This is a genomic window from Neisseria sp. GT4A_CT1, from assembly GCF_000227275.1.
In the GTDB taxonomy this organism is placed as follows: domain Bacteria; phylum Pseudomonadota; class Gammaproteobacteria; order Burkholderiales; family Neisseriaceae; genus Neisseria.
In genome coordinates this window covers 1-22,652 of the sequence record NZ_JH164964.1, presented here as the reverse complement: position 1 = coordinate 22,652, position 22,652 = coordinate 1, and the positions used below count along the sequence as shown (strand labels likewise).

The window sequence follows — 22,652 nt, the reverse complement described above, 5'->3', positions numbered from 1 at the left end:
AGATGGAAACCAAATATTTTAAATAACTGTTTGCCACTATATATATTGAAGGAAGGATTGCGTTGTGATCGCTTTAAATAATAGAGCTTTATTTATTACAATTTGCCTCGCCCCAACTTTTACACTTGGAGATTTACCTGAAACAGTTATTGATAAAGATGCATTAAACAAACCATGTAATGTAAACAGCATAGTACAAGAGGATATTCTTGTATGTTTTTCCAAGTCATATCTATTGGCACAGAAAGAATTAAATAATAATTATTCAATTGCTCAAAAGCAGAAAAATGTAAATATAAGAAATTATTTAATTCATCAACAAAGGCAATGGAATAAAAACAAATTTGATGAATGCTTGATATTGCCAGAGAAAGAGGTTGGGAGAGAGGGGATATTTGAATATTTGCAATGTGCTACAGATGCCATTTTAAAGCGAAATAGCTATTTAAAAGAAATTTATGTATGTGGCAACGAACCTTGCCAATTTGAAGAACCATATTTCTTTCAAACTATTGGGCATGATAAGGATTAACAACCCATCCACCCTCGAATTATAAAATAACATTTTTTTAAATTAATATATAAAATCTAAATTAGAACCTGGTATTTATCAAGGTCGTCTGAAATATCGACTTCAACGGAAATTCCTATTTCCCATCCGTTGAATACCCGTTTTCAGACGACCTCTCAGGGTGGTTCAATCATTCCAAGTCAATCAGCGGCGCAGGCTCTGCACACCCGCCATCCGCGTATTTTCAGTTTCATGCTGCTTAAAAACTTATCCGATTTGAGGCAAATTCCAATCAATCCAAAATATTAATGTGATACGGCTTTTAATTTTCTGATGACAATTCTTGATCTTCAAATTTCATACTTTCCGGATTTAGCTTCCAAATCGTCTTATCTTTAGAAGATATGGATTTTTTACCCTGATGAAATTCATAGCAGACCCTATCTGTTTTCAATACAAACTCTTTGCTGAGTTCAAATTCCATCACACACTTTCCCTGTGGCTTCAAGGACAAGGTATCTGCTACATGGTAACTCAGTATTCCATCTATTTTTTTAAAATTGAAGGGCGGACGCAACAATTTTTTATTGTCATAGAATGATTCATATATCACATCTATCGAGCCTAAAGTTGGAAGACCGGTATGGTCTTGAACTATGCTTCCATCCTTTCTATTGACCGGATAAATATCATATTTTTGTTCAACAATGCTATTTCCTTCAGATTCTTCCGATTCCCCATTAATGGCAACAACAAGCCATGCAAATGAATCATTATAGGGAATCACACCCAAAACTTTTGCATGCTCAGGGATAACGGTGCCCATTGAAACTGGATATATATATTCTTTAACATCCTTTGGCGCCTTAATCTTATTCAAATCCAGAAAACCATTTGACAGTCTCGGGTAGGATTGAAACCAGGTTTTAGATGAAATAGGCAAGGTTAAACATTCTGCCTCTGCCAAATGCTTCTGTTCCTTAGGATAATTGATGTAGCACTTATCCTTGTCGTTTTTTTGGGACGATACGGCAGGCTCTTTTTTGCTGTTTTGAGCAGCAAGTGTTTCTTGGGAAGCTGCCGGTCCGACGCCGCAAGCCGCCAAAGCCGTGAGTGAAAATACGAATAAGATTGCGCGGTTGAGTTGAGAAAAAATCATATCTTTCCTTAAATACCCATTCATTTTGGCTCAAGCCCTTTAAGATATGAAGAATGATAACATCCAATATGAATTTTCACCTACTCATCCACAGAAGTTTCTTCCCTTACCGACATAAACCTATTTTGCGGCAAAACCCGCTATTCTAAAACAACCGCATTTCCCGCCGCCGCTTCCCACAATTCCCGCTTCTTCCCTACCGTCAGTTTTTTTATCGCGATTTCCCGTTTCAGCGCCTCGCTTTTGGAGAGGTCGTCTGAAACGATACGCATCGCCGCGGGTTTGTTCAGCCGCGTATATTTCGCGCCTTTGCCGGCGAGGTGGGCGGCAAACCGCTCTTGCGGGCGGTTGCTGATGCCGCAGTAGAGTGCGCCGTTTTCGCACAAAATCAGGTAAACGCGCCAATTTTCCGCGTTCATGCGTCTGCTTCCTTGGCGAAACTTTCAGTGAAGATACGGACGGCGGCTTCGGTTTTGGCGGACTGGACGCGGTAAGGCGTCACCAAATAGAGGCTGACCGGTGGCAGCGTCCATTCGGGCAAAACGGTTTTCAGACGACCTTGGGCGATTTTTTCCCGAACTTCGCCGCCCACTTGCAACGACAAACCGAAACCGCTTTCGGTCAGGCTGCACACGGCGGCAAGATGCGTACAGGCAATACTGTCGGCGATATCGAGGAAATAGCTTTCGCCGCCGTGTTGTAAGGTTGTGCGGACGGGCAGGAAGTGCAGCCAGCGGTGGGCATGAAGCTGCGAGGGATGGGTGATGGGCTGATGGCGGTCGAGGTAATCGGGTGCGGCGCAAATGGTGTACGGCCAGGTAACGAGATGACGCGCAATAAGATTGGGATCGTCCAAAGCGCGGTCGCCGCCGCGTATGGCGATGTCGGTCTGATTGTGTTGCAGGTCGTCCAAGGTATCGCTGAAATTGAGGACGGGACGGATTTTGGGAAACTCGGTTTGCAATCTGGAAAACGCCGTCTGAAAAGCGCGGGAACTGATGACGCTGGAAGTCAGGGAGATACGCAATTCGCCGACGGGTTCGGTTTTGAGGTTGTCGATAACGGTACGCGTATCGGCAAGGGTGGCGGCGAGGCGGCGGCAGTATTCGCCCAAGGCACGGCCGGCATCGGTCGGCGAAAGGCTGCGCGTGCTGCGGTTTAACAGCTTGATGCCGTGCAGGGTTTCGAGGCGGTTGATGTGCTGGCTGACGGCAGACGGGGTCATGCCCAGCGCGGCAGCGGCGGCGTTCATGCTGCCGTGTTCGAGGACGGCGGCGAAAACGAGCAGGGGTTTGATGTCTTGCATGGTGTTTACTAGGTTGGAATCGGCGTTTCAGACGACCTGTTGGGAATACTGCGGATTATATAGCGCGGATGAAAAATCGGCGCAGAACTGATTGGGCGGTTGAGCCATATTCGCTTATCGCCATTTGCATATCTACCCTTTTTCAGGTATACCGCCAATTGATGTTCACATTTTAAAAGGATTTTATGATGGCTTCTTTCGACGAACCGGGTCGCGTCAAACGCGAAGGCATACTGACGCGTCTGCTGCGTTTTTTGGGTATCGGTCCTTCTGCCGAAGATGAACAAGAGCGCGCGCGTTTGGCGGCTTTGAATTTGAATACGGCGGTTTATGCCGACTTATTCGCCAACGAACCGGAAGAAATGCTGGTTTTGACTTCCGATTTCGACCCTGAAATAGGAATATTCAGGATTAATGCGGGCATAGGTGGCGGCAAAAAACAATTCCAAGCCAAAAGCTGCCCAATTTTAGGCTATGTCCATGTTAAAAGCGGTACGTTCATGGATCAGCCCGTATACAAGCTGACCTGGGCAGAAGACGATGCAAACAACCCCTTTAAAAACTGTTCATTTCAGACGCTCAAGCCACTGACTGTGTACCGTATCCAAAGTAAGTTAGCCATGGATTGGGAGCCATTCGGAGGCGAGTGGTTGAGCCATATACTTTTAGTTGAGGTACTCGAAAGCGATGCACACAATCAAGAATTGGAAAACCTACGCCGCGAATATCTGAATCCCGTTTTGTTTACCCATCCGCTGGCAACATTCAGATTAAACACATTTATGGAAAATTTCGAAGCCAAGGCAGAATGGGCGGGGCTGCCTGTGAAATTGTCTTTGAACGCAGAGGGCGACAAACCGGCGGGCGGTACGCTCAAACGCTTGCCGGAAGTATTTGCCCAACAGACGCAACTCTATGCCTCCCTAAACACCTACCTGCTCGAACATATCCGCAAACACAACGGCATCCGCACCAAAGACGGATTTTTTCCCAATCCGCATCCGACGGCGGAAAGCTTCCTTCAAGACTTAAAGCTGCAAAAATTGGATTTTTTCGATCAGGATTTCGATATCGTGTTTCACAATGATGACGATGCATTGGTGCCTGACGGCGAATACTATTTCTATGTCTCGTTTGATCCCAAGGGGAACATTACCGGCATCGAGTCCATCCACTGACAACAGGTCGTCTGAAACTTTAACCCCGTTTCAGACGACCTTTTTTCATCCTATTATTTAGCTCAACTTTATAATAACAACAGTAAAACAGGGATTATCAAGCGTTTCAGACGACCTTACAATGCGTTCATCTAATCAATCACACCTCAACTAGGAGTCAAACATGAAAATCGCAGTCATCGGCGCAACAGGTTATGTCGGCAACGCAGTCGTTCGAGAATTGGCAGGTCGCGGTCATGAAGTGACCGCTTTCGCCCGCAACACGGACAAAGTATTCCAAGCCGCCAATGTGAAAGCCGTCTCCGCAGACGTGAACGCGGCGGACTTCGCCGACAAGCTGGCAGGCTTTGACGCCGTGGTCAGCGCGTTCAATCCCGGCTGGGCCAATCCCAATATCGGCGCGGATTTCACGCGCGGCGCAAACAGCATCGTCGAAGCGGCAAAAGCGGCGCAAGTGCCGTATCTCTTAATCGTCGGCGGCGCAGGCAGCCTGTATGTCGCGCCTGATTTGCAAGTTGTCGATACGCCCGACTTCCCCAAAGCCATTTACGACGGCGCCAATGCCGCACGCCATCTCTTGACGGCACTCCTGCCGCGCCGCGATGTGAATTGGTCTTTCGTTTCCCCTCCGGCACGACTGGGCGCGGACGGCGGGTTCAGCGAAGACAAAACCGGCAAATACCGTTTGGGCAAAGACGATTTGCTGATGGACGGTGAAATTCCGGCAGGCATCAGCGTGGCGGATTTGGCGGTCGCCATCGCCGACGACGCGGAAAACAAAGCGCATTTGTTTGAACGCTTTACCGTTGCCGCCGCTTAACCGCCAAACATAACAAAGGTCGTCTGAAAACTTTGGAAATCAAGTTTTCAGACGACCTTTTTGTATCCGCGTTCCATCATCCCCCTACAACCGACCTCCCCTTTTTTATCGGAAGCGTTTGGGGAACAAGGGCGCGGACTTGGTTTTCAGACGACCTTCGTGTCGGTTTACCTGAAGGGAAATCGGTGTTATTGTGTTTGGCAGTCTGTTGAAAATAAAATGATTTATGGAAAGAGACTCTTTAAACAGCCAGCATTTCGTCCGACTGGTGCAACAAGGCGGCGGCAGCGATTATCTGAGCGGCAATTACCGTTTCGATACGCTGCACAGCGGCATTTCCCTGCATGGCGGCTGCGTGACCGCGCAAAAGGATTTCCAAAGCACGCAGCTTGCCGAGCCGTATATTTCGTTTATCCTGCTGCTGGAGGGGCGTTTGGATTTCGCCATCAATCAAAACCGCTATCAGATTGAGGCTGACGGCGGACGGGTGGTGTTGATTGCTGCGGAAGAGGAGATTTTGTTCAGCCGTTATCTCTATCAAGGGGAGAAAACGGCAAAAATCACGTTGAAAGGCATAGAGCAATGGCTGTCGCAACCGCAATACGCGGCGATGCTGCCGGCGGTTTACCGCGAGACGGTGCGGCATTGGCATTTGAGCGATCAATTGCGCGCTTTGGCGGAAAACAGTTTGATGCTGTCGGCGCAAGGCGACGGTCTGGGCGATGTTTTGCAGCGCGAAGCCGATGCTTTGCAGTTGCTCGCGGGATTGTGGCGCGATTTTTGCAGCCGTTATCCGTTGTCGCCATCGTCTGAAAAATCAGGCGGGACGGTTCGTCCGTCGGATGGGGACGGGTTTGTGCATGGTTTGAATCAGGCATTTGACCAAGGCGCGCACCAAGTGGCGGAACTCGCCGCCGCGCTGCACGTCAGCGAACGGACGCTGCAACGCCGCCTGCGGGATTATTTCGGGATTACCGTCAGCGACTGGCTGCGGCACAAACATATGCAATATGCGCTGTATGCGTTGACGACGGGCAAAGAGAGCATCAGCGAAATCGCCTACCGTTGCGGCTATGGACACACATCCAGCTTCACACAGGCATTCAAGCAATATTTCGACTGCACGCCTGCGGAGGTACGCAAGCGGGAGGATTGATGTCGGATGGGGTGTTTAGAGGTTTAAAGGTCGTCTGAAACGGTTTCAGACGACCTTTGCGTATGCTAAGCATTAGAGATGGAACCTCTCAAACCGCCCCCTTCACTTTTTCCGTTTCGCCCGCGGATGCCCCTCGTCGTAAACCTTGGCCAGATGGTCGAAATCCAGTTTGGTGTAAATCTGCGTGGTCGAGAGGTTGCTGTGTCCCAACAGTTCTTGCACGGCGCGGATATCGCGTGAGGATTGCAAAAGGTGGCTGGCGTAGCTGTGGCGCATCATGTGCGGGGAAATGTGTTGCCCGCTGCCCTGCCGTACCGCCCATGCCTGAAGGCGTTTTTGGATTTGCCGCTGCCCGAGCCGCGTGCCGTTTTTGCCGGTAAAGAGCGCGGCTTCGCCGTCTGCCGCTACGCGTTCGGACAGATAGGCGCGCAAGGCTTCGACGCTTTTGCCCGACAGCGGGACTTGCCGCTCTTTCCTGCCTTTACCGGTTACGCTCACCCAGCCTTCGTCCAGCAACACATCACCCAAATCCAAGCCGTGTATCTCGCTCAGGCGCAGGCCGCTGCCGTACATCAGTTCAAACAAGGCATGGTCGCGCACTGCCAAACTGTCATCAACGGGCGCACTGTCGAGCATATGGTTCAACTCTTCCTGCGGCAGGGCTTTGGGCAGGCGTTCGGGCAGGCGCGGGGCTTTCAGGTTGAAGGTCGGATCGTTGTCCATCATGCCCGACTGCACGAGCCAGCCGCAATATTGCCGCCACGCCGATAATTTGCGCGCCAGCGTCCGTTCGCTCAAACCTTGTTGCGACAGCCGTTTCAACGCCGCCACAAAATCGCGCCGTTTCAAATCCTGCGCCGTTTCAGACGACCCTTCCGTCAAAAGCCGCACGAGTTCGGTCAAATCGCGCCCGTAGGCAGACAGCGTGTGCGCCGACTTGCCCTGTTGCCCCAACATTTTCAAATAGCCGTCCAAAGACAGCCCGAAATCGCGCGCCAACATTTTCAGACGACCTCCAACACGGTTTTCAAAGCTTCCGGCAACCGGCAAACTTTTTGGTGCACATAATCGAAACACACCATGCCCGTGCGCGCCCGCGCCAGCACCTTGCCGTCCGCAATGCGCGTCAGGCGGAACAACAGCGCAAATCCGCCCTTGCCGATGTCCTCGACGCCCATTTCCGCCGACAATTCATCGCCGTAAAAGCCTTGCGCCAGATATTGCACCGCCGCGTCCGCCATAATCAGCCCCGCGCCGCCCGCGTCCGTTTCGCTCCAGCCCAAACCCGCCAGCCAGCGCATCCGCACTTCGTGACACAAACGCAAAACGGCATCGTTCGCCAGATGGCCGCCGTAATTCACATCGCCCACCTGCACGCACAAGGTCGTCTGAAACAACACCACATCCACATCCGACACTGCCAACTTACCCATCACACACCTCCCGCCGCCGTTTCAGACGACCCCGAAAACAAACCGTTATTATAAACCATGTCAGACAAATACCGACCGCACCGCTTGCCCGCCGCAGCCGCAAAAAATCTCATTAACATATAAAGCCAGTGTAGCCCCGTGTAGTCTTTTAATAAGAAAAACATTATAATTTCCCACATCACCATCCCACTACCTCACCAAGGAGATTTAAATGGCACTCGTATCCATGCGCCAACTGCTCGATCATGCCGCCGAAAACAGCTACGGCCTGCCCGCATTCAACGTCAACAACCTCGAACAAATGCGCGCCATCATGGAAGCCGCAGACCAAGTCAACGCCCCCGTTATCGTTCAAGCATCCGCCGGCGCGCGCAAATATGCAGGCGCGCCGTTTTTACGCCACCTGATTCTGGCGGCAGTTGAAGAATTCCCGCACATCCCCGTCGTCATGCACCAAGACCACGGCGCATCGCCCGACGTGTGCCAACGCTCCATCCAACTGGGCTTCTCCTCCGTCATGATGGACGGCTCGCTGCTCGAAGACGGCAAAACCCCGTCCACCTACGAATACAACGTCAACGCCACCCGTACCGTCGTCAACTTCTCCCACGCCTGCGGCGTATCCGTCGAAGGCGAAATCGGCGTATTGGGCAACCTCGAAACCGGCGAAGCCGGCGAAGAAGACGGCGTAGGCGCGGCAGGCAAACTCTCCCACGACCAAATGCTCACCAGCGTCGAAGATGCCGTGCGCTTCGTCAAAGACACCGGCGTGGACGCACTCGCCATCGCCGTCGGCACCAGCCACGGCGCATACAAATTCACCCGTCCGCCCACCGGCGACGTATTGCGCATCGACCGCATCAAAGAAATCCACCAAGCCCTGCCCAACACCCACATCGTTATGCACGGCTCCAGCTCCGTTCCGCAAGAATGGCTGAAAGTCATCAACGAATACGGCGGCAAAATCGGCGAAACCTACGGCGTACCCGTAGAAGAAATCGTCGAAGGCATCAAACACGGCGTACGCAAAGTCAACATCGACACCGACCTGCGCCTCGCCTCCACAGGCGCCATCCGCCGCTTCATGGCAGAAAACCCGTCCGAATTCGACCCGCGCAAATACCTGAGCAAAACCGTCGAAGCCATGAAACAAATCTGTCTCGACCGCTACCTCGCATTCGGTTGCGAAGGTCAGGCAGGCAAAATCAAACCCGTTTCCCTTGAGAAAATGGCAAACCGCTACGCCAAAGGCGAGCTGAACCAAATCATCAAATAAACAACGGGACAAACAAACGGGCGGCCATCCAAGCCGCCCGTTTTGTTTTGAAGGGTATGGGTTAAGTGCAAACCCGTACGGCACTGCACTGCCCGCTCTGATTTAAATTTAATACGCCGGCTTTCCAAACCAGATAAAAGGTCGTCTGAAAACGGCTTCAGGTTGAACACAACCTGCGGCGTTTGTTTTCAGACGACCTTGTTTGCCGAAGAGGCGAACTTTTCCTATTCCCTGACTAGCGTGGGATTCGATGACGGGCGGCGATTATTTGTCGCTGCATTGCTTCAAATTAAATTGTGCGGCAGCGGCTTCTCGTTTGTATGCGTCTTCGTAGAGGTAGCTCGGCTGGTAACCCTCCAGCCATTCATCCATCGGGGCAAGCGCCTTGCGGCATGCCGCTTTGTCTCCGGCATTTTTATAGCTGACGGACAAGTCGTTCAGCGTCCGCATCCATTCGGTCAGATCGAGGAACTTGTCGCATTCGTTGAGATAACGTTGTTTGATAGCGGCAGCATCGCGGTAGCGTTTTCCCTGATAGGCGGCCTGAAAACGTTTTTCCATTGCTGCCGCGCCTTTTGCGGAACAGGCGGCAGGCAATTTTTCATAGGTCGCCTCGAAAGATGCATTATGTCCGCAGTATTCTTGGCAGGCTTCGCGGGCTGAATCCGGAATGTTCAGCTTCACGCTGTTGTTGGTAAAGGAGAAATGTACGACGCAGCCATTACGGTTTTTGCTCGTACGGTTTTTGATTGTGCCTTCATAATTACAGACATGGCCGTTTGGATTGACTGTATCGACAGAAACCTGTTTGCCGTTGAGTGTCAATGAGCCGCTGCTAAGACGGTCTTCCGTCAGAACATAATCTTGTGCGGCAGCGTGCAGGGAAAAGCTTGTCAGCAGGAGGAATGCGAGGGTTTTCATCAATGTGCTTTCTTATGATTTACGGGGAAAATGAGATTGACTCGGTGCTTCATCTGATGCTCTTATAGTGGATTAAATTTAAATCAGGACAAGGCGACGAAGCCGCAGACAGTACAGATAGTACGGAACCGATTCACTTGGTGCTTCAGCACCTTAGAGAATCGTTCTCTTTGAGCTAAGGCGAGGCAACGCCGTAATGGTTTAAATTTAATCCACTATATTATGCAACGAGCAATGTGGATTGTACCGCAATACAAAGGTCGTCTGAAATGTCAAACAGCATTTCAGACGACCTTTTAATAACGGACAGAAGGCTTATCAACACCCGTCTGCCGTCGGCTTTGCAGCGTCAGTTGATCGAATAGCCGCGCAGATATTGGGTACGCTCGCGCGTCATGCGGGTGTCGCATTGGAGCTTGAGGTATTCGTTTTGCGCCGGACTGTCCGCCCTTGCTGCCGCCTGTTGGCAGTTTTGGTTTTTAGTTTGAATCCAAGCGCGTTGTTCTGCCAGCATTTCCTGTTGGACAGTGCGCTCCATGCCGTCCCATACGCCTTTGATTTCCGCCTCTGCCTGATGGTTTTGCGAACGGGCATTATCTAAGTCGCTTTGAGAGAACGACGGCTGTTCCGGCTTCTCTTCACCGTCAGGACGCAGGATTTCGGTTTCAAGGCCCGCGGCAGGCGGTACGCCCGACGCTTGGCTCGCCGCGTTGTTTTCCAAAATATCTTCTGCTTTGGCGACAGGCGGCTCTTCAGCGGCTTTGCTTTGCAGGATTTTGATCGCCTCTTCTTTGCTGACTGCCTTACCGTCTATCATCACGATGCTTTTGACACCGTAAGGCAGCAGTAAGGAAGACAGGGTTTGCGCGGTCATGTTGACGGTATTATCTTCCAAAGAAACCGTACCGACTTTCGGATCGGGCGTATAGCGGACGCTGGTTGAGAACGTGTTGTTCTCAAAGCTCAGGTTGCTGCCCATGATTTTCTGCTGAAGCATTTCGGTCAAGCCGGTATTGCTGTAAATCAGCGGACTGTTGGCATCGGCGGTGCGCAATACTTCGGCAGGGATTTGGATTTTCAAATCGGCGCTGCACAAGGATTTGTTGTCTTCCGTAATTTCTTGCGGATTGTCCAAGACGATATTCAACTCGGAGCCGGCGGCAATGATTTTATCGGCATCGACAAATTGGCGGCTGTCGGCACGGACAAAGGAACGCGCCTCGCGCTTGATGGTTTCTTGGATTTGGTTGCGGATACTTTGAATGGCGGCAGGATTGCCACACTCCAAAGCCTGCTTGGGTTCTTCTTTGCCGCATGCCGCCAACATCAGGGCGATAAGCGGTAAAGCCAGCAGTTTTTTGTGCATAAATAATACTCCTTGATACGGCTCGGAAACCGCATCGTTTTGTCGTTCAGACGACCATCATAACAAAAGCACTTGCAACAAGTAAATGTTGCAAGTGCTTTTTCAACGAAACGTTATAAATGCTTACTTATTTGGTAATGACATTTACGAAACCGGAAAGGATTGCTGCGTTAATCAAGTCCACGAAGAACGCGCCGACCATAGGCACAATCAAAAAGGCTTTGTGCGAAGGACCGAAGGTCTGCGTGATGGACTGCATATTGGCAACGGCGGTCGGCGTTGCACCCAAACCGAAACCGCAGTGGCCTGCCGCCAAAACCGCCGCATCGTAATCGCGTCCCATAAAGACATAAGTCACAAATGTCGCATACAAAATCATCACGACGGTTTGTACGGCGAGGATGATGGTTACAGGACCCGCCAGACCGGTCAACTCCCACAATTTCAGGTTCAAAAGTGCCATTGCGAGGAAAAGCGACAGGGAGGCATTGCCGAATACGTCGATAGCGCGGTCGAACATATTGACTTTAAACGCGGAAGTCAGAATGTTGCGGATGACGACACCGGCAAACAGACACCATACGAATTTCGGCAAGTCATACAGATATTCTTTGTCGAAGCCGTCCACAATTTCGGCAAATGCCAAACACGCTGCAAACATGGCAAGCGTTTCGACGGCGGATTCGGCGGTAATCAGGCGGGTGCGCTTCGCTTGTTCGAACACGTCGTCGGCATGTTCGTCTGAATTTGCCTTTTGTCCGCTTTGATCGATGGGTTTGCGTCCCATTTTGTTGATCAGACGGCGCGCAACCGGACCGCCGATCAGGCCGCCGAATACCAAACCGAACGTGGCGGAAGCCATACCCAATCCGGTAGCACCAACCAAGCCGAATTTGTTTTCAAAGTCCGGACCCCATGCGCCTGCGGTACCGTGTCCGCCGGTCAGGGTAATCGAGCCGGTAATCAGGCCGATAAGCGGATTCAAATCCAAAATCTTCGCCAAGCCGACGCCGACAAAGTTCTGCACGATGATAAACGCCCCTACGACAGCGGTGAAAATCACCAACGGCAGACCGCCTGCTTTCAAGCGGGAGAAATCCGCGCTCAAACCGATAGAAGTGAAGAAAATCAGCATGAATGCGTCTTGCAGCGGTTTTTCAAATTTGAAGCTCACGTCGTAAGCTTGATGCAGTGCAAACAAGATAATCGCAGCAATCAAGCCGCCTGCCACAGGCTCGGGAATGTTGAAATCGCGCAGGAATTTGACTTTGTTTACCAAAACCTTACCAATCAACAAAACCAATGTGGCGGCAATCAACGTGTAGTAACTGTTAAATTCCCATTCCATAATCGTCTTACCTCTCAAAATCTCAAAAATGTTTTTCTTAAATCCGCTTTGCGGAATCAAACTGTTGGATATTAGGGGATGGGTTAAAGATTGTCAAAGAATAGCCTTTTGTTTTTTGAATTTTTTACATATGGCATTTTTAAAATCATCAAAATGTTTATAAGCATCATGGCATTACATAAAGCTACTTTTTGTTTATTAATTAAATATTTTTAATCCGAATGATATTATTGTTGACAATTCTTTTCGTCAGAATATGGGCTTAATAATGGAAAAAGGTCGTCTGAAAACTTGGAAATCAAGTTTTCAGACGACCTTTTTATCTTCCAGACTCAATCAACCTTTAGTCCGCTCCAACAGTTCTTCCGCCAAGGCGAGGTAGGCTTTGGTGCCTTTGGCATTGGCGTCGTAGGCGAGCGCGGGCATGCCGTGGCTGGGGGCTTCGGCGAGGCGGACGTTGCGGGGGATGACGGTTTGGAACATCAGGTTGCCGAAATGTTGGAAAAGTTGTTCGCTGACTTCGACGACGAGGCGGCTGCGGCTGTCGTAGAGGGTGCGGACGATGCCGGTGATGTCGAGGCGCGGGTTGATTGCCTGACGGATTTTGCGCACGGTGGCGATGAGGTCGGAGATGCCTTCTAGGGCATAGTATTCGCACAACATGGGTACGATGACGCCGTTGGCGGCGACAAGTCCGTTGAGCGTGAGCAGGGTCAGTGAAGGGGGGCAGTCGATGAGGACGAAGTCGTAGTCGTTTTCGACGGTTTGCAGGGCGTTTTTGAGGCGGATTTCGCGGGCGATTTCTTGCACCAGCTCGATTTCGGCACCGGCAAGCGCGCGGTTGGCGCCGAGTACGTCGTAGCTGCCGTCTCCGCTGCGGACGACGGCAGTCTTGATGTCGGTATCGCCCAAGACGACTTGGTACACGCCTTCTTCGAGGCGGGCTTTGTCTATGCCGCTGCCTGTGGTGGCGTTGCCTTGCGGGTCGAGGTCGATGACGAGGACGCGTTTGCCTTTGGAGGCGAGCGATGCCGCGAGGTTGACGGTGGTGGTGGTTTTGCCGACGCCGCCTTTTTGGTTGGCGACGGCGAGGATTTGTGCGCTCATGTTTTTGCTGCTGTCGGATAGGTGAATGGCGGAATTTTAACGTTTTTTGCTTGAAATGGGTATAAGGTCGTCTGAAAAGGAAGCAGCGAAGGGTAGAGGCATCTTTGTCGCATTTCTGTCTGCGTTTCGGTAAATTCTCTTTAAATCCAGACAAAGCAAGGTAATGCCTGCTGATTCAATATGGGTTTTCTATATAATATGCCGTTTTTTAACTGTCGTAGAGATATACCATGAAAAAATCTTTCTTTGCCCTGATGCTTGCCGCTGTTTTGCCTGCTGCGAATGCGGCTTCGGTTACCGAACGGGATGTGCAGAGTTCGGCTTTGGCTGCCAAACAGGCTCGGTTGGAATCAGCACAGGCTCAGATGGAAACGGAACTGGCGCGGTTAGCTGCGGATCTGGCGCGTATTGAGGCTTTTATTGCCGCACAAGAGGCGCGTTCCGGCATGGGAGAGAATGAGCGAATAGCGGCTTTGGAAGCCCGTATCAGTAAATTGGAAAAACGCCTTGCCAAGTCAAAATAGTACAACCCGAATCGGGTTTATGTGTGCAGCGTCAAGCCGTTCCAGAAGTTGTTTGAGGCTTCAGGGAAAAACGAATGGGAGGCGCGCCGCGCCGTCCGCACTGCCTGCAATGCGGAAACTTCGGCGATGTTCTGCGAAGATTCTGCCATCCGCTGCGAAAAATACGAATAACAGGGTTTGAACACAAAGGTCGTCTGAAACGGAATCGGGTTTCAGACGACCTTTTTAACGGTATAGTGGATTAAATTTAAATCAGGACAAGGCGACGAAGCCGCAGACAGTACAGATAGTACGGAACCGATTCACTTGGTGCTTCAGCACCTTAGAGAATCGTTCTCTTTGAGCTAAGGCGAGGCAACGCCGTACCGGTTTAAAGTTAATCCACTATATTTTGAAGGCAAGTGGCGTTGTGTTCTGCCGATATCGGTATCGTTTCCTTTGAATTTGAACCAAACCAGGCTGTATACTTTATGACTTGCCGCTGCTCATACCACAACAAGGAAATCTATGGATTGCTGGGAAATTCTGCACATTGCGCCTACCGGTGACGAACGTGCCATCAGGCGCGCTTATGCGAAGCTGTTGAAATCGACACGTCCGGACGATGACGCGGAGGGATATCAGCGGCTGCGCGAGGCATTTGATGAGGCTTTGGCGCGTGCGCCCTACATCGATGAGGAAGAGGACGCAGACGATTGGTCTTGGGATCATGCCGATAACGATGAGGCGGATATTTCAGACGACCCTGATGAACATACCGAATATGTTGACGAGGAGGCGGCAGAATATGAATCGACCCAAGCCTATCCGTACGATACATGGAAAGACGCAGAAACAGACCGTATTGAAGAAACTGATGTTTCAGACGACCCCTACGAATATAGCGGCGCAACTGCCGAGGCTTATTCATACCATGGATACGATGGCGTAGATGCGGATTATATTTTGGCGGAAATCGGACGCATTCAAGATGAAGGGAAAAGTGAGGCGTTGGAACGCTCCTGGCCCGACATCCGCGCTTTATTGGACCGGCTGCCTTTGGGCGAATCGGAATATATTGCTTGGGAATTTTTGGATTTTCTGCGCGATCGGTATATTTCGAATATCATCGTATGGGCGCAATGGGCGTCTTATTTCCGCTGGCACGAGAGCCGCGAAGTTCTCCACCGTATGAGCACGGACGAGCTGGAGTGGGTTTATGACTGCATCAATGCGGCAGAAGTTTTATCTGACAACGCCAATGGCAAATTCCCGCTCTTGCACAGCTTGAACCGTCTGACCGAGCAAGGGCGCGATATGCGGGCAACGGTGAATGCGTTTTTCCTGAATACGGCTTTACAGGAAGAAATATCGCCATCCGTACGCACGGCGCTGATGAGGCGCAAGACGAAACTGACGTCTGTTTTACAGAAAGCGCAATCATGGCGGCAGATGCGGATTGTGCTGCCGATTGTGGCGATATTCGTCGCCATGTTTACAGCGGCAGCCGATGACGCTTTATCCGCCTATATCGAGGCGTATTATTCGTTGGCCCTCGTCTCCACCCTCACGCTGGCGCTCTTGTGTTTCTTGGTCAATGTCTGCCGAAGCATATTTTTCACATGGCTGCCGTCTCTCTACAAACTCTTCACGGCGACTTTTGTGTTTAAAAAAGCGGCGATTGTGCGTGCTTTCGTATTGCCTGTCGTGATGACTGCCGTGTGCCTGACCCCGACCGGTTCGGTAATGTTCTTCCTACTGACCGTACTCGCATGGATATATTCATGGTGTACCTTTTTCTCCTACATCAAAAGCGAACGGAGTATTGTCGGCGGTCTGACGGTCAATCTGTCATTGATTGCCATGTTTCCGATAATCAATGTACTAAACAAACATTTGGAGCAAACGGCGGGCAACTCGGTATTGCTTATCCTGACGGCTTTGATGATATTGTTGTGGTTCAACGCCAATCTGTATCTACGGTCGTTCCATCCCCATCTGTCAAAAAAACAGGCGCAGTTCCTGCTGGTACCTTGTTCGCCCAACGCATCCTTTCCTATCAGGGCGGCCGCTTCATTCGCCTCCGCACTGGTTTGGATGCTGACGCTGCCGCAGCGATGCGCCGACTATACCGAACGGGATGATATTTGGACGCCTTTGGGTTTCGGCGTACTGGCATGTATGCTGACGCTTATCCTGCCGCTTGGCGGAAATCGGATGCTGTGGTTTTACCCGACCGCATTCGCACTCGGCTGGCTGGTGCTTGTTTTGAAACAAAATGCCTACCGCAGCCTGATGCGGGCATAAGCAAAAGGTCGTCTGAAAAATTTTCAGACGACCTCAAACATACCGTACAACGCTGTTTTCATTTTTCTGCAACAGATTCATTCCATAAGGAATCCGCATGACTTTACCTGTTTTAGCCGTCACTTCAGGCGAACCTGCCGGCATCGGCCCCGATATCTGCTTGGATTTGGCGTTTGCCGATTTGCCGTGCCGCTGCATCGTGCTGGGCGACAAAAATCTGCTGCAAAGCCGTGCCGAACAATTAGGCAAAACCATCACCCTGCAAGATTTCGACCCGCAGGGCGGCAAGCCCGAACGCGGCATATTGGAAGTGTTGCACATTCCTTTAGCCGCGCCCTGCCAAGCGGGCAAACTCAATCCCGCCAATGCCGCCTACGTCCTCAAACTGCTGGACGCTGCCTATCAAGGCATTTCAGACGACCTCTTCGACGGCATGGTTACTGCGCCGCTGCACAAAGGCGTCATCAACGACGGACACGCCAGCGATCATTTCTTCAGCGGCCACACCGAATACCTCGCCGAAAAAAGCCAAACCGAACAAGTCGTCATGATGCTCGCGGGCGGCGGATTACGGGTGGCGCTCGTCACTACCCACCTTCCGCTCAAAGATATCGCCGCCGCCATTACCCGCCCGCTGGTCGAATCCGTAACCCGCATCCTTCATGCCGACCTGCGCGACAAATTCGGCATCGCCCGCCCCCGCATCCTAGTGACCGGACTGAATCCGCACGCAGGCGAAAACGGCCATCTCGGCCATGAAGAAATCGACATCATCATCCCCGCGCTCAAGCAGCTGCAAAGCGAAGGCATAGACGCACGCGGCCCGTATCCCGCCGATACGGTATTCCAGCCCTTTTTACTCAAAGACGCCGATGCCGTTTTAGCGATGTATCACGACCAAGGGCTGCCCACGCTCAAATACGCGGGCTTCGGGCAAGGCGTCAACGTCACGCTCGGACTGCCCTTTATCCGCACCTCGGTCGATCACGGTACCGCCCTCGACCTTGCTGGAACGGGCAAAGCAGACTCAGGCAGCCTCATGACCGCCGTCGCTACCGCATTGGAAATGGCGCGCCATATCAACCTGCATTCCTGAAACCGGATTTCGTTTATCAAATAAGTTCTTGAAGTCCAAGGTCGTCTGAAAACCAGCAACGCCAGCCGAAACGATATGCGGCTTACCTGACAAACGAATCCACAAACTCGGCACAGTCCTCGCTGCTGCACCTTGTTTTTAAAGTCTTCAAGTGCGCAAACAACTGCTTTTTCTCCTCGTTGCTCAGCTTATGCCCTTTGTCATCACGGACTTGGTTGTACTTAGGCGTATTTTTGACATCAAAACCGCGGTTGATAAAGAAAACCGTTTCCTTACCAGCCGCGTTGCGCACGGTCAGCATCATGCTGCCACCGTCTGCCGCGATGGCGCATTTATCTTCAACGATGGCGGTGTAGTCGGTGTACATGGCTGATCTCGGTTTGGCTTGGCTGTACGCCGCTTGACTCAATAAAACGGCGACAGCGATCGCAATAAAATGTTTCAACATCATTTGCTCCTTTTGCGTTTCAGAGTGCGCAGCCTGCCTATGGTACGACCTCTTCCGATTTTCGGCCTCTATGCCGCATCCGACGATTCTTCCTTTACCGCGTCCAGCAGCGGTATCAGCAGCTCTTCCACCAATCTTTGGAACAACGCTCCTTCTACCGGCTCGGTGTCTTCGTTGCCGAACACTAAGGCGACTTCGGTATAGTCTTTTTGCCCTTTGCTGACTTTATTGCCGTGATAGCTTTCCCTGGCTTTGTTCAGGGCATCTTCCCAGCTCTGTTTTTTGCCGTAGGCTTCGGCGGCGGCGAGGCTGGTTTTGGCAAAGAAAGGCAGCGGGCGCGTTTGTCCGAGGTTGAAGAACGTCAGCCATTTTTGCAGCATTTGTTGCGCGTGGCTGCCGGAGATTGTGGGATAAAGCGTTGTTTCTTCAGGCTGAACGATATGGGTTTGGCGGATTTCGGTGGTCTGAGATTCCACCGCGCAAAAGATTAAATGTTCGAGCAGGAGGGCGATGCGCTGCGGGGCATTGGGTTTGCGGTCGAGGTAGAACACTTGGCCGCATTGGTAAAGGTTGCCGAGGCTGCCTTGCAGGGTTTGCCCGTCGAACGGAATTTCGTAAGCGAAAGGCGGCAGTTTGGGACTTTGCAGCAATGCGCCGTCTATACGTTTGGCGGCGGCTTGGAAATTCTGCTGCCACAATTTACCCAGTTCACCGGCGGGCAACAGGCTTTCGGCGTCGAGGCGGACGGCGGTTTCTTGAAAGTCTTGGTTATGGCGGCGGGCATCAAGGTAGGCGGCGGCGATTTTGTCGGCGCGTTGCGGCTCGAAGGGTTCGGCGGATTCCCATGCTTCGTCGCGGTAGGGTTCGCGCCAGCCTAGGGTTTGTTGCAGCCATGCTTTGACGGGATTTTTCCAGAAGCGGATGAAGTCGTCCTGCCAGACGATCGGTTCGGGGCTGTTTTCTTCGAGGGCTTCGCTGAAAAACGGACGCGCCTGTTCACGCGGGCGGTTGAGGGCGTCGGCGTAGTCCTGCCGCGTGCTGAAGAGGTCGTCTGAAATTTTGTCTGCGATGAAATAGCGGTGGGAGAACGGTTGAAGGGGATGTTGCTCGACCCAGTGTTCCGCCAGCTCTTTGCTGCGCCGTCCGGTCATGGCGGCGATGGTGTCGATGAGTTCGCTGACGAGGGCGGACGGGGCGAGTTCGTCGTCGTTGCGGATGCTGCGGCCGACGTAGGAAAGATAAAGGATGTCGCGCGCGCTGATGATGGCTTCGAGGAAGAGGTAGCGGTCGTCGTCGCGGCGGGCGCGGTCGCCTTTTTGCGGATGTTTGGCAATCAGGTCGAACACGGCGGCTTTGGTGTTGCGCGGGAAATCGCCGTCGTTCAGCCCCAACAGGCAGATGACTTTAAACGGCAGGCTCCTCATCGGCACCATGCTGCAAAAGGTGATGCCGCCGCGCAGGAATCCTGCCTGACTTTCGCTGCCTAAGAAGCGGCGGATGTGGCGGATGACGGTGTGTTGCGGCAAGGTGCCGCGAAAGCCTGCCAACGCGGTTTCTTCCTGCCATTTTGCCAACGCCTGCTCGAACTGCTGCAAGGCGTATTGGTCGTCGGCGTCGGGCAGGAACAACGACTGCACCAAATCGCGGCAGCGTTCCGTCCATTCCTCCGCCGCTGCGGGTTTGCGCCACTCGGCGGCAAGGCGGGACAGTGTGCGGATAAAGGCGGCAAAGCGGCCGAACACATCAAGGCGGTTGACATCGCCGTGCCACGCGCTGACGTTTTGCCAGAGCGGGCTGCCGTCGTCGGGCAGCATCCAGCCCAATACGATGCGTTCCAACGCCTGCTGCCAGGTGAACAGATTGTCCGCCGCGCCGCGCATTGTTCCGTCCAACCCCCAATGCACGTTCAATTCGGCAATGGTGTCATGCAGCAACGGCAAATCGTCCGCCGTCAGCCCAAAACGGCGCAGCACCAAACCGCTTTCCAACAGCGGCAGCACTCTATCGACTTCAAACCGGCTTTCCAGCAAATCCAGCGTCTGCTCCAGCGCGTAAAGCAGCGGCTGGCGGCGGCTGAGTTTCACGTCCGACACCGAATACGGCAAAGCCTGCGCCCCGCCCTGCGCCTGCCCGAACACCGCTTCGATAAACGGGCTGTACGGCTCGATGTTCGGCGTCAAAACGGCAATATCGTGCGGCTGCCAGTCGGGATGTTCGTGCAGAATCCGCAACAGCTTGTCTTTCAAAATCTGTAATTCGCGCAAGGGGCTGTGTGCCGACACGATACGGACGGAGCCGTCGCCCAGCAAATCCGTGCGGCTGTGTTCAGACGGCATACGCAGGTTTTGAATATCGTTTTGCAGGCAGTGCAGCAGCGTGTCGTCTGAAACCTCTTCAAACACAGGCTGCTCCTCCAAGCCGATTTCCGTCAGAAAATCAAAAAAATCACGCCCCTGCTTGCCCAGCGATGCCAACAGCGGATGCCCCGTTTGCGACAAATCCGCATCGTCGCCGCCCTTCAACAGCTGCGCCGCCTCAATCACATTGCCCCAATACTGGCCGCTCGGATTGAGCGCGAACACAAATACATCGCAATGTTCCGAAATTTTCTGCAAAAGCTGCAAATACATCGGCGCCATCGTCGAAATGCCGAACACGAAAAACCGCTCGGGCAGGTGTGCCTTATCCAAAGACGACAGCAGCTTTTCCCACAACGCCACACGGTGCGGCGCGGATTGGTTGCCGTCGTCCAAATACCGCCAAAGCTGCGCCTGCCAGACCTCGTCCTCGCCCAGCCCCAGAAGTTTGCCTTCTTGCCAGGCATCAATCCACTGCGGACGGTACACCAGATACTGGTCGAAAATATCCGCCAACTGCCCCGCCAACTGATAATCCGCCGATTCGCCGCTGCCCAAATAGCTTTGCAAGACAGAACGGACTTTTTCAAATTCAGAGGTCGTCTGAAAACGCTCGCTGCGGAACAAATCCAAAAGCCGCCAACGCATCACTTCCGGCGAAAACGGACTGAGCGCGGGAATATCAGGAATCAGCTTCTGCATCAACTGCCACGTCAAACCCGCCGGCAGGCTGAATTGCAAATTCGCCGCCACCCCCAGTTCGCGCGCCAGATAAACACTCAAATAACGCCGCATCCCCTGACTCTGTACCACAATCTGTTCCGCCGCCAAAGCAAACTCAAGCGGCCTGACCCTTTGGATTCCGGCAAACAGGGCGGCTAGCGATTCGAGGCGGTTGGATTGGTAGAGGTAGAACATGGCGATTAAAAGCAAAAGGTTAAGAACGCAAGACAGATTATAAAGTCCCTTGATTTCTCTGCAAGCGCAACCATATAGCCGTCAACCCATCATTCAGAAAAACAGAGGAATTTATGCCGCAAACCGACATCAACCACGCCGATATCCGCACGCGTTTCATCTTTGACGATATGCCTGTGCGCGGTCTGCACGTCCGCCTTGAAAACGTGTGGGAACACATCGCCGGACAAAAACACTACCCTGCCGCCATCCGCCGGGCATTAGGCGAACTCCTCGCTGCAGGTGCGCTTCTCTCCAGCAACCTTAAAAACGAAGGCACGCTCATTGTCCAAGTACAGGGACAAGGTCGTCTGAAAATGCTTGTGGTCGAAGCCACATCAGACAACACCGTTCGCGCTACCGCCCGCTGGGATGAAGCCGCCGACATCCATGATGACGAAAGCCTGACCGACCTTTTGGGCAGCAACAGCGTTTTCGTACTCACACATCAACCCAAAGATGCTGAACCTTGGCAAGGCGTTGTCCCGCTTGAAGGCGACAATATCGCCCAAATGCTCATGAACTATATCAAACGTTCCGAGCAACTCGATACCCACATCGTTCTCGCCGCTTCAGATCATGTCAGCGGAGGATTGCTGGTACAACGTCTGCCCGAAGAAGAACTAGACACCGAATCATGGGAACTCATCAGCACACTGACCCAAACGCTGACACCGAAAGAGCTAACTGCCCTAGACGCACAACACGTTCTTTATCGTCTCTATCATGAAACCCCGCCGCGTGTTTTCGATCCCGAAATTATCGAATTTGCCTGCACCTGCTCACACGGCAAAGTCAGCGATATGCTGCTTATGTTAGGCGGAGAAGAAGTTGGCGGTATTGTTGCAGAGCAAGGCAGTATCCAAATCGATTGCGACTTTTGCCACACTAAATACGTATTTGACGAAACGGATGTCAACGCGCTATTTGGTGGAGACGTAGTCGGCATAGTGCGCCGGCAAGGCAGTCGTTTCCAATAACGAGCCTTCTCACAGCGCACACTAAGGCAGTATTGCAGCCCGCTACCTTTTCAGCCGACCTTTCCACATAGGTTTCCCCATGCATCCTGATCTGACGGCCGAATGAAGCGGGACAGGCATGTCAGCCTTACCCGCCCGACACGAAGGCCGTCCGACTCCGGACTGGATTCGGACGGCCTTTTCATCACCGGGTTTGCATCTGCGCACATTCCCTATTCGGGCGGGCGCACTCGGGTTTATTTTTTAGCGGCGGGGGTGGCGGCTTTGTTTTGAGCGGCCGGGGCGACGGTTGCCTCCGCCTTCAGTTTGGAGAAGATACCCTCACCGATACCTTTGACGTTTTTCAACTCCTCGACCGATTTGAAGGCACCATGTTGTTGACGGTAGTCCACGATGGCTTTGGCTTTGGCAGGGCCGAGTACC

At 52.3% G+C, this 22,652-nt stretch carries 22 protein-coding genes; 9 read left to right on the top strand and 13 right to left on the bottom strand.

Annotation, left to right across the window (positions count from 1 at the left end; genetic code table 11):
• Positions 1-64 precede the first annotated feature (64 nt).
• Positions 65-532 (top strand): lysozyme inhibitor LprI family protein, encoded by a 468-nt coding sequence (locus HMPREF1028_RS00110; protein WP_009310813.1) that lies wholly within the window; start codon positions 65-67, stop codon positions 530-532.
• Positions 533-833: 301 nt separating this feature from the next.
• Here HMPREF1028_RS00110 and HMPREF1028_RS00105 read toward each other — a convergent pair whose 3' ends face one another.
• The 3 genes from HMPREF1028_RS00105 to HMPREF1028_RS00095 all read right to left on the bottom strand — a co-directional run bounded on the left by HMPREF1028_RS00105 (position 834) and on the right by HMPREF1028_RS00095 (position 2,976).
• Positions 834-1,670, bottom strand: a complete 837-nt coding sequence (locus HMPREF1028_RS00105; RefSeq protein ID WP_009310812.1) for a hypothetical protein — start codon at positions 1,668-1,670, stop codon at positions 834-836.
• 140 nt (positions 1,671-1,810) lie between these two features.
• Complete coding sequence (locus HMPREF1028_RS00100; protein ID WP_009310811.1) at positions 1,811-2,089, bottom strand: GIY-YIG nuclease family protein; 279 nt, start codon at positions 2,087-2,089, stop codon at positions 1,811-1,813.
• Positions 2,086-2,976 carry a LysR family transcriptional regulator gene (locus HMPREF1028_RS00095; protein ID WP_009310810.1) on the bottom strand — a complete coding sequence of 297 codons (891 nt, stop codon included), beginning with the start codon at positions 2,974-2,976 and terminating at the stop codon, positions 2,086-2,088. Before HMPREF1028_RS00095 ends, HMPREF1028_RS00100 begins: the two co-directional genes overlap by 4 nt.
• Before the next feature lie 188 nt (positions 2,977-3,164).
• Here HMPREF1028_RS00095 and HMPREF1028_RS00090 point away from each other — a divergent pair, with 188 nt between their 5' ends.
• From HMPREF1028_RS00090 to HMPREF1028_RS00080, 3 genes are all read left to right on the top strand, one after another.
• Positions 3,165-4,154, top strand: a complete 990-nt coding sequence (locus HMPREF1028_RS00090; protein WP_009310809.1) for a hypothetical protein — start codon at positions 3,165-3,167, stop codon at positions 4,152-4,154.
• 163 nt (positions 4,155-4,317) lie between these two features.
• Complete coding sequence (locus HMPREF1028_RS00085; RefSeq protein WP_009310808.1) at positions 4,318-4,974, top strand: NAD(P)H-binding protein; 657 nt, start codon at positions 4,318-4,320, stop codon at positions 4,972-4,974.
• Positions 4,975-5,200: 226 nt separating this feature from the next.
• The gene (locus HMPREF1028_RS00080) at positions 5,201-6,130 is read left to right on the top strand and encodes an AraC family transcriptional regulator (protein ID WP_009310807.1); all 930 of its coding nucleotides are present in this window, start codon (positions 5,201-5,203) and stop codon (positions 6,128-6,130) included.
• Between the two features lie 102 nt (positions 6,131-6,232).
• On the opposite strand, the gene xerC is transcribed toward HMPREF1028_RS00080, so the two are convergent.
• Positions 6,233-7,132 carry a tyrosine recombinase XerC gene (xerC, locus tag HMPREF1028_RS00075; protein ID WP_009310806.1) on the bottom strand — a complete coding sequence of 300 codons (900 nt, stop codon included), beginning with the start codon at positions 7,130-7,132 and terminating at the stop codon, positions 6,233-6,235.
• Between the two features lie 2 nt (positions 7,133-7,134).
• Positions 7,135-7,563: a thioesterase family protein gene (locus HMPREF1028_RS00070; protein ID WP_009310805.1), complete on the bottom strand. Its 429-nt coding sequence runs from the start codon at positions 7,561-7,563 to the stop codon at positions 7,135-7,137.
• Between the two features lie 211 nt (positions 7,564-7,774).
• Here HMPREF1028_RS00070 and fba point away from each other — a divergent pair, with 211 nt between their 5' ends.
• Positions 7,775-8,839, top strand: a complete 1,065-nt coding sequence (fba, locus tag HMPREF1028_RS00060) for a class II fructose-bisphosphate aldolase (protein WP_003761919.1) — start codon at positions 7,775-7,777, stop codon at positions 8,837-8,839.
• 264 nt (positions 8,840-9,103) lie between these two features.
• Here the strand turns inward: fba and HMPREF1028_RS00055 are convergent, their stop codons facing one another.
• The 4 genes from HMPREF1028_RS00055 to HMPREF1028_RS00040 form a co-directional block, all read right to left on the bottom strand.
• Complete coding sequence (locus HMPREF1028_RS00055) at positions 9,104-9,760, bottom strand: hypothetical protein (protein ID WP_009310803.1); 657 nt, start codon at positions 9,758-9,760, stop codon at positions 9,104-9,106.
• Positions 9,761-10,109: 349 nt separating this feature from the next.
• On the bottom strand, positions 10,110-11,126 hold the full coding sequence (locus HMPREF1028_RS00050) for a lysozyme inhibitor LprI family protein (protein ID WP_009310802.1): 1,017 nt from the start codon (positions 11,124-11,126) through the stop codon (positions 10,110-10,112).
• Positions 11,127-11,253: 127 nt separating this feature from the next.
• Positions 11,254-12,474, bottom strand: a complete 1,221-nt coding sequence (gene gltS, locus HMPREF1028_RS00045) for a sodium/glutamate symporter (protein ID WP_009310801.1) — start codon at positions 12,472-12,474, stop codon at positions 11,254-11,256.
• A 336-nt stretch (positions 12,475-12,810) separates the two neighbouring features.
• Positions 12,811-13,581 (bottom strand): AAA family ATPase, encoded by a 771-nt coding sequence (locus HMPREF1028_RS00040; protein ID WP_003741993.1) that lies wholly within the window; start codon positions 13,579-13,581, stop codon positions 12,811-12,813.
• Positions 13,582-13,811: 230 nt separating this feature from the next.
• Between HMPREF1028_RS00040 and HMPREF1028_RS00035 the strand changes: the two genes are divergently transcribed.
• Positions 13,812-14,105, top strand: coding sequence for a hypothetical protein (locus HMPREF1028_RS00035; protein WP_009310800.1), 294 nt, complete (start codon positions 13,812-13,814; stop codon positions 14,103-14,105).
• A gap of 17 nt (positions 14,106-14,122) precedes the next feature.
• Here HMPREF1028_RS00035 and HMPREF1028_RS15665 read toward each other — a convergent pair whose 3' ends face one another.
• Positions 14,123-14,254, bottom strand: coding sequence for a hypothetical protein (locus HMPREF1028_RS15665; RefSeq protein ID WP_283118705.1), 132 nt, complete (start codon positions 14,252-14,254; stop codon positions 14,123-14,125).
• A 358-nt stretch (positions 14,255-14,612) separates the two neighbouring features.
• Here HMPREF1028_RS15665 and HMPREF1028_RS00030 point away from each other — a divergent pair, with 358 nt between their 5' ends.
• Together HMPREF1028_RS00030 and pdxA are read left to right on the top strand one after the other, a co-directional pair.
• The gene (locus HMPREF1028_RS00030; protein WP_009310799.1) at positions 14,613-16,391 is read left to right on the top strand and encodes a J domain-containing protein; all 1,779 of its coding nucleotides are present in this window, start codon (positions 14,613-14,615) and stop codon (positions 16,389-16,391) included.
• Positions 16,392-16,488: 97 nt separating this feature from the next.
• A complete protein-coding gene (pdxA, locus tag HMPREF1028_RS00025) occupies positions 16,489-17,487 on the top strand; it encodes a 4-hydroxythreonine-4-phosphate dehydrogenase PdxA (RefSeq protein WP_009310798.1) in 999 nt (332 codons plus the stop codon).
• 82 nt (positions 17,488-17,569) lie between these two features.
• On the opposite strand, the gene HMPREF1028_RS00020 is transcribed toward pdxA, so the two are convergent.
• Together HMPREF1028_RS00020 and recC are read right to left on the bottom strand one after the other, a co-directional pair.
• Positions 17,570-17,935 carry a hypothetical protein gene (locus HMPREF1028_RS00020; protein WP_009310797.1) on the bottom strand — a complete coding sequence of 122 codons (366 nt, stop codon included), beginning with the start codon at positions 17,933-17,935 and terminating at the stop codon, positions 17,570-17,572.
• A gap of 68 nt (positions 17,936-18,003) precedes the next feature.
• Positions 18,004-21,210 carry an exodeoxyribonuclease V subunit gamma gene (gene recC, locus HMPREF1028_RS00015; RefSeq protein WP_009310796.1) on the bottom strand — a complete coding sequence of 1,069 codons (3,207 nt, stop codon included), beginning with the start codon at positions 21,208-21,210 and terminating at the stop codon, positions 18,004-18,006.
• A 113-nt stretch (positions 21,211-21,323) separates the two neighbouring features.
• Here recC and hslO point away from each other — a divergent pair, with 113 nt between their 5' ends.
• Positions 21,324-22,229: an Hsp33 family molecular chaperone HslO gene (gene hslO, locus HMPREF1028_RS00010; protein ID WP_009310795.1), complete on the top strand. Its 906-nt coding sequence runs from the start codon at positions 21,324-21,326 to the stop codon at positions 22,227-22,229.
• A gap of 236 nt (positions 22,230-22,465) precedes the next feature.
• Here hslO and HMPREF1028_RS00005 read toward each other — a convergent pair.
• Positions 22,466-22,652, bottom strand: a 187-nt coding sequence (locus tag HMPREF1028_RS00005; RefSeq protein ID WP_009310794.1) for a helix-hairpin-helix domain-containing protein, incomplete at its 5' end; no start/stop codon positions are given.

Excerpts from the sequence above, each read along its gene's own strand:
- HMPREF1028_RS00105 (WP_009310812.1), bottom strand. The coding sequence starts at position 1,670 with ATGATTTTTTCTCAACTCAACCGCGCAATCTTATTCGTATTTTCACTC.
- HMPREF1028_RS00100 (WP_009310811.1), bottom strand. The coding sequence starts at position 2,089 with ATGAACGCGGAAAATTGGCGCGTTTACCTGATTTTGTGCGAAAACGGC.
- HMPREF1028_RS00095 (WP_009310810.1), bottom strand. The coding sequence starts at position 2,976 with ATGCAAGACATCAAACCCCTGCTCGTTTTCGCCGCCGTCCTCGAACAC.
- HMPREF1028_RS00090 (WP_009310809.1), top strand. The coding sequence starts at position 3,165 with ATGGCTTCTTTCGACGAACCGGGTCGCGTCAAACGCGAAGGCATACTG.
- HMPREF1028_RS00085 (WP_009310808.1), top strand. The coding sequence starts at position 4,318 with ATGAAAATCGCAGTCATCGGCGCAACAGGTTATGTCGGCAACGCAGTC.
- HMPREF1028_RS00080 (WP_009310807.1), top strand. The coding sequence starts at position 5,201 with ATGGAAAGAGACTCTTTAAACAGCCAGCATTTCGTCCGACTGGTGCAA.
- xerC (WP_009310806.1), bottom strand. The coding sequence starts at position 7,132 with ATGTTGGCGCGCGATTTCGGGCTGTCTTTGGACGGCTATTTGAAAATG.
- HMPREF1028_RS00070 (WP_009310805.1), bottom strand. The coding sequence starts at position 7,563 with ATGGGTAAGTTGGCAGTGTCGGATGTGGATGTGGTGTTGTTTCAGACG.
- fba (WP_003761919.1), top strand. The coding sequence starts at position 7,775 with ATGGCACTCGTATCCATGCGCCAACTGCTCGATCATGCCGCCGAAAAC.
- HMPREF1028_RS00055 (WP_009310803.1), bottom strand. The coding sequence starts at position 9,760 with ATGAAAACCCTCGCATTCCTCCTGCTGACAAGCTTTTCCCTGCACGCT.
- HMPREF1028_RS00050 (WP_009310802.1), bottom strand. The coding sequence starts at position 11,126 with ATGCACAAAAAACTGCTGGCTTTACCGCTTATCGCCCTGATGTTGGCG.
- gltS (WP_009310801.1), bottom strand. The coding sequence starts at position 12,474 with ATGGAATGGGAATTTAACAGTTACTACACGTTGATTGCCGCCACATTG.
- HMPREF1028_RS00040 (WP_003741993.1), bottom strand. The coding sequence starts at position 13,581 with ATGAGCGCACAAATCCTCGCCGTCGCCAACCAAAAAGGCGGCGTCGGC.
- HMPREF1028_RS00035 (WP_009310800.1), top strand. The coding sequence starts at position 13,812 with ATGAAAAAATCTTTCTTTGCCCTGATGCTTGCCGCTGTTTTGCCTGCT.
- HMPREF1028_RS15665 (WP_283118705.1), bottom strand. The coding sequence starts at position 14,254 with ATGGCAGAATCTTCGCAGAACATCGCCGAAGTTTCCGCATTGCAGGCA.
- HMPREF1028_RS00030 (WP_009310799.1), top strand. The coding sequence starts at position 14,613 with ATGGATTGCTGGGAAATTCTGCACATTGCGCCTACCGGTGACGAACGT.
- pdxA (WP_009310798.1), top strand. The coding sequence starts at position 16,489 with ATGACTTTACCTGTTTTAGCCGTCACTTCAGGCGAACCTGCCGGCATC.
- HMPREF1028_RS00020 (WP_009310797.1), bottom strand. The coding sequence starts at position 17,935 with ATGTTGAAACATTTTATTGCGATCGCTGTCGCCGTTTTATTGAGTCAA.
- recC (WP_009310796.1), bottom strand. The coding sequence starts at position 21,210 with ATGTTCTACCTCTACCAATCCAACCGCCTCGAATCGCTAGCCGCCCTG.
- hslO (WP_009310795.1), top strand. The coding sequence starts at position 21,324 with ATGCCGCAAACCGACATCAACCACGCCGATATCCGCACGCGTTTCATC.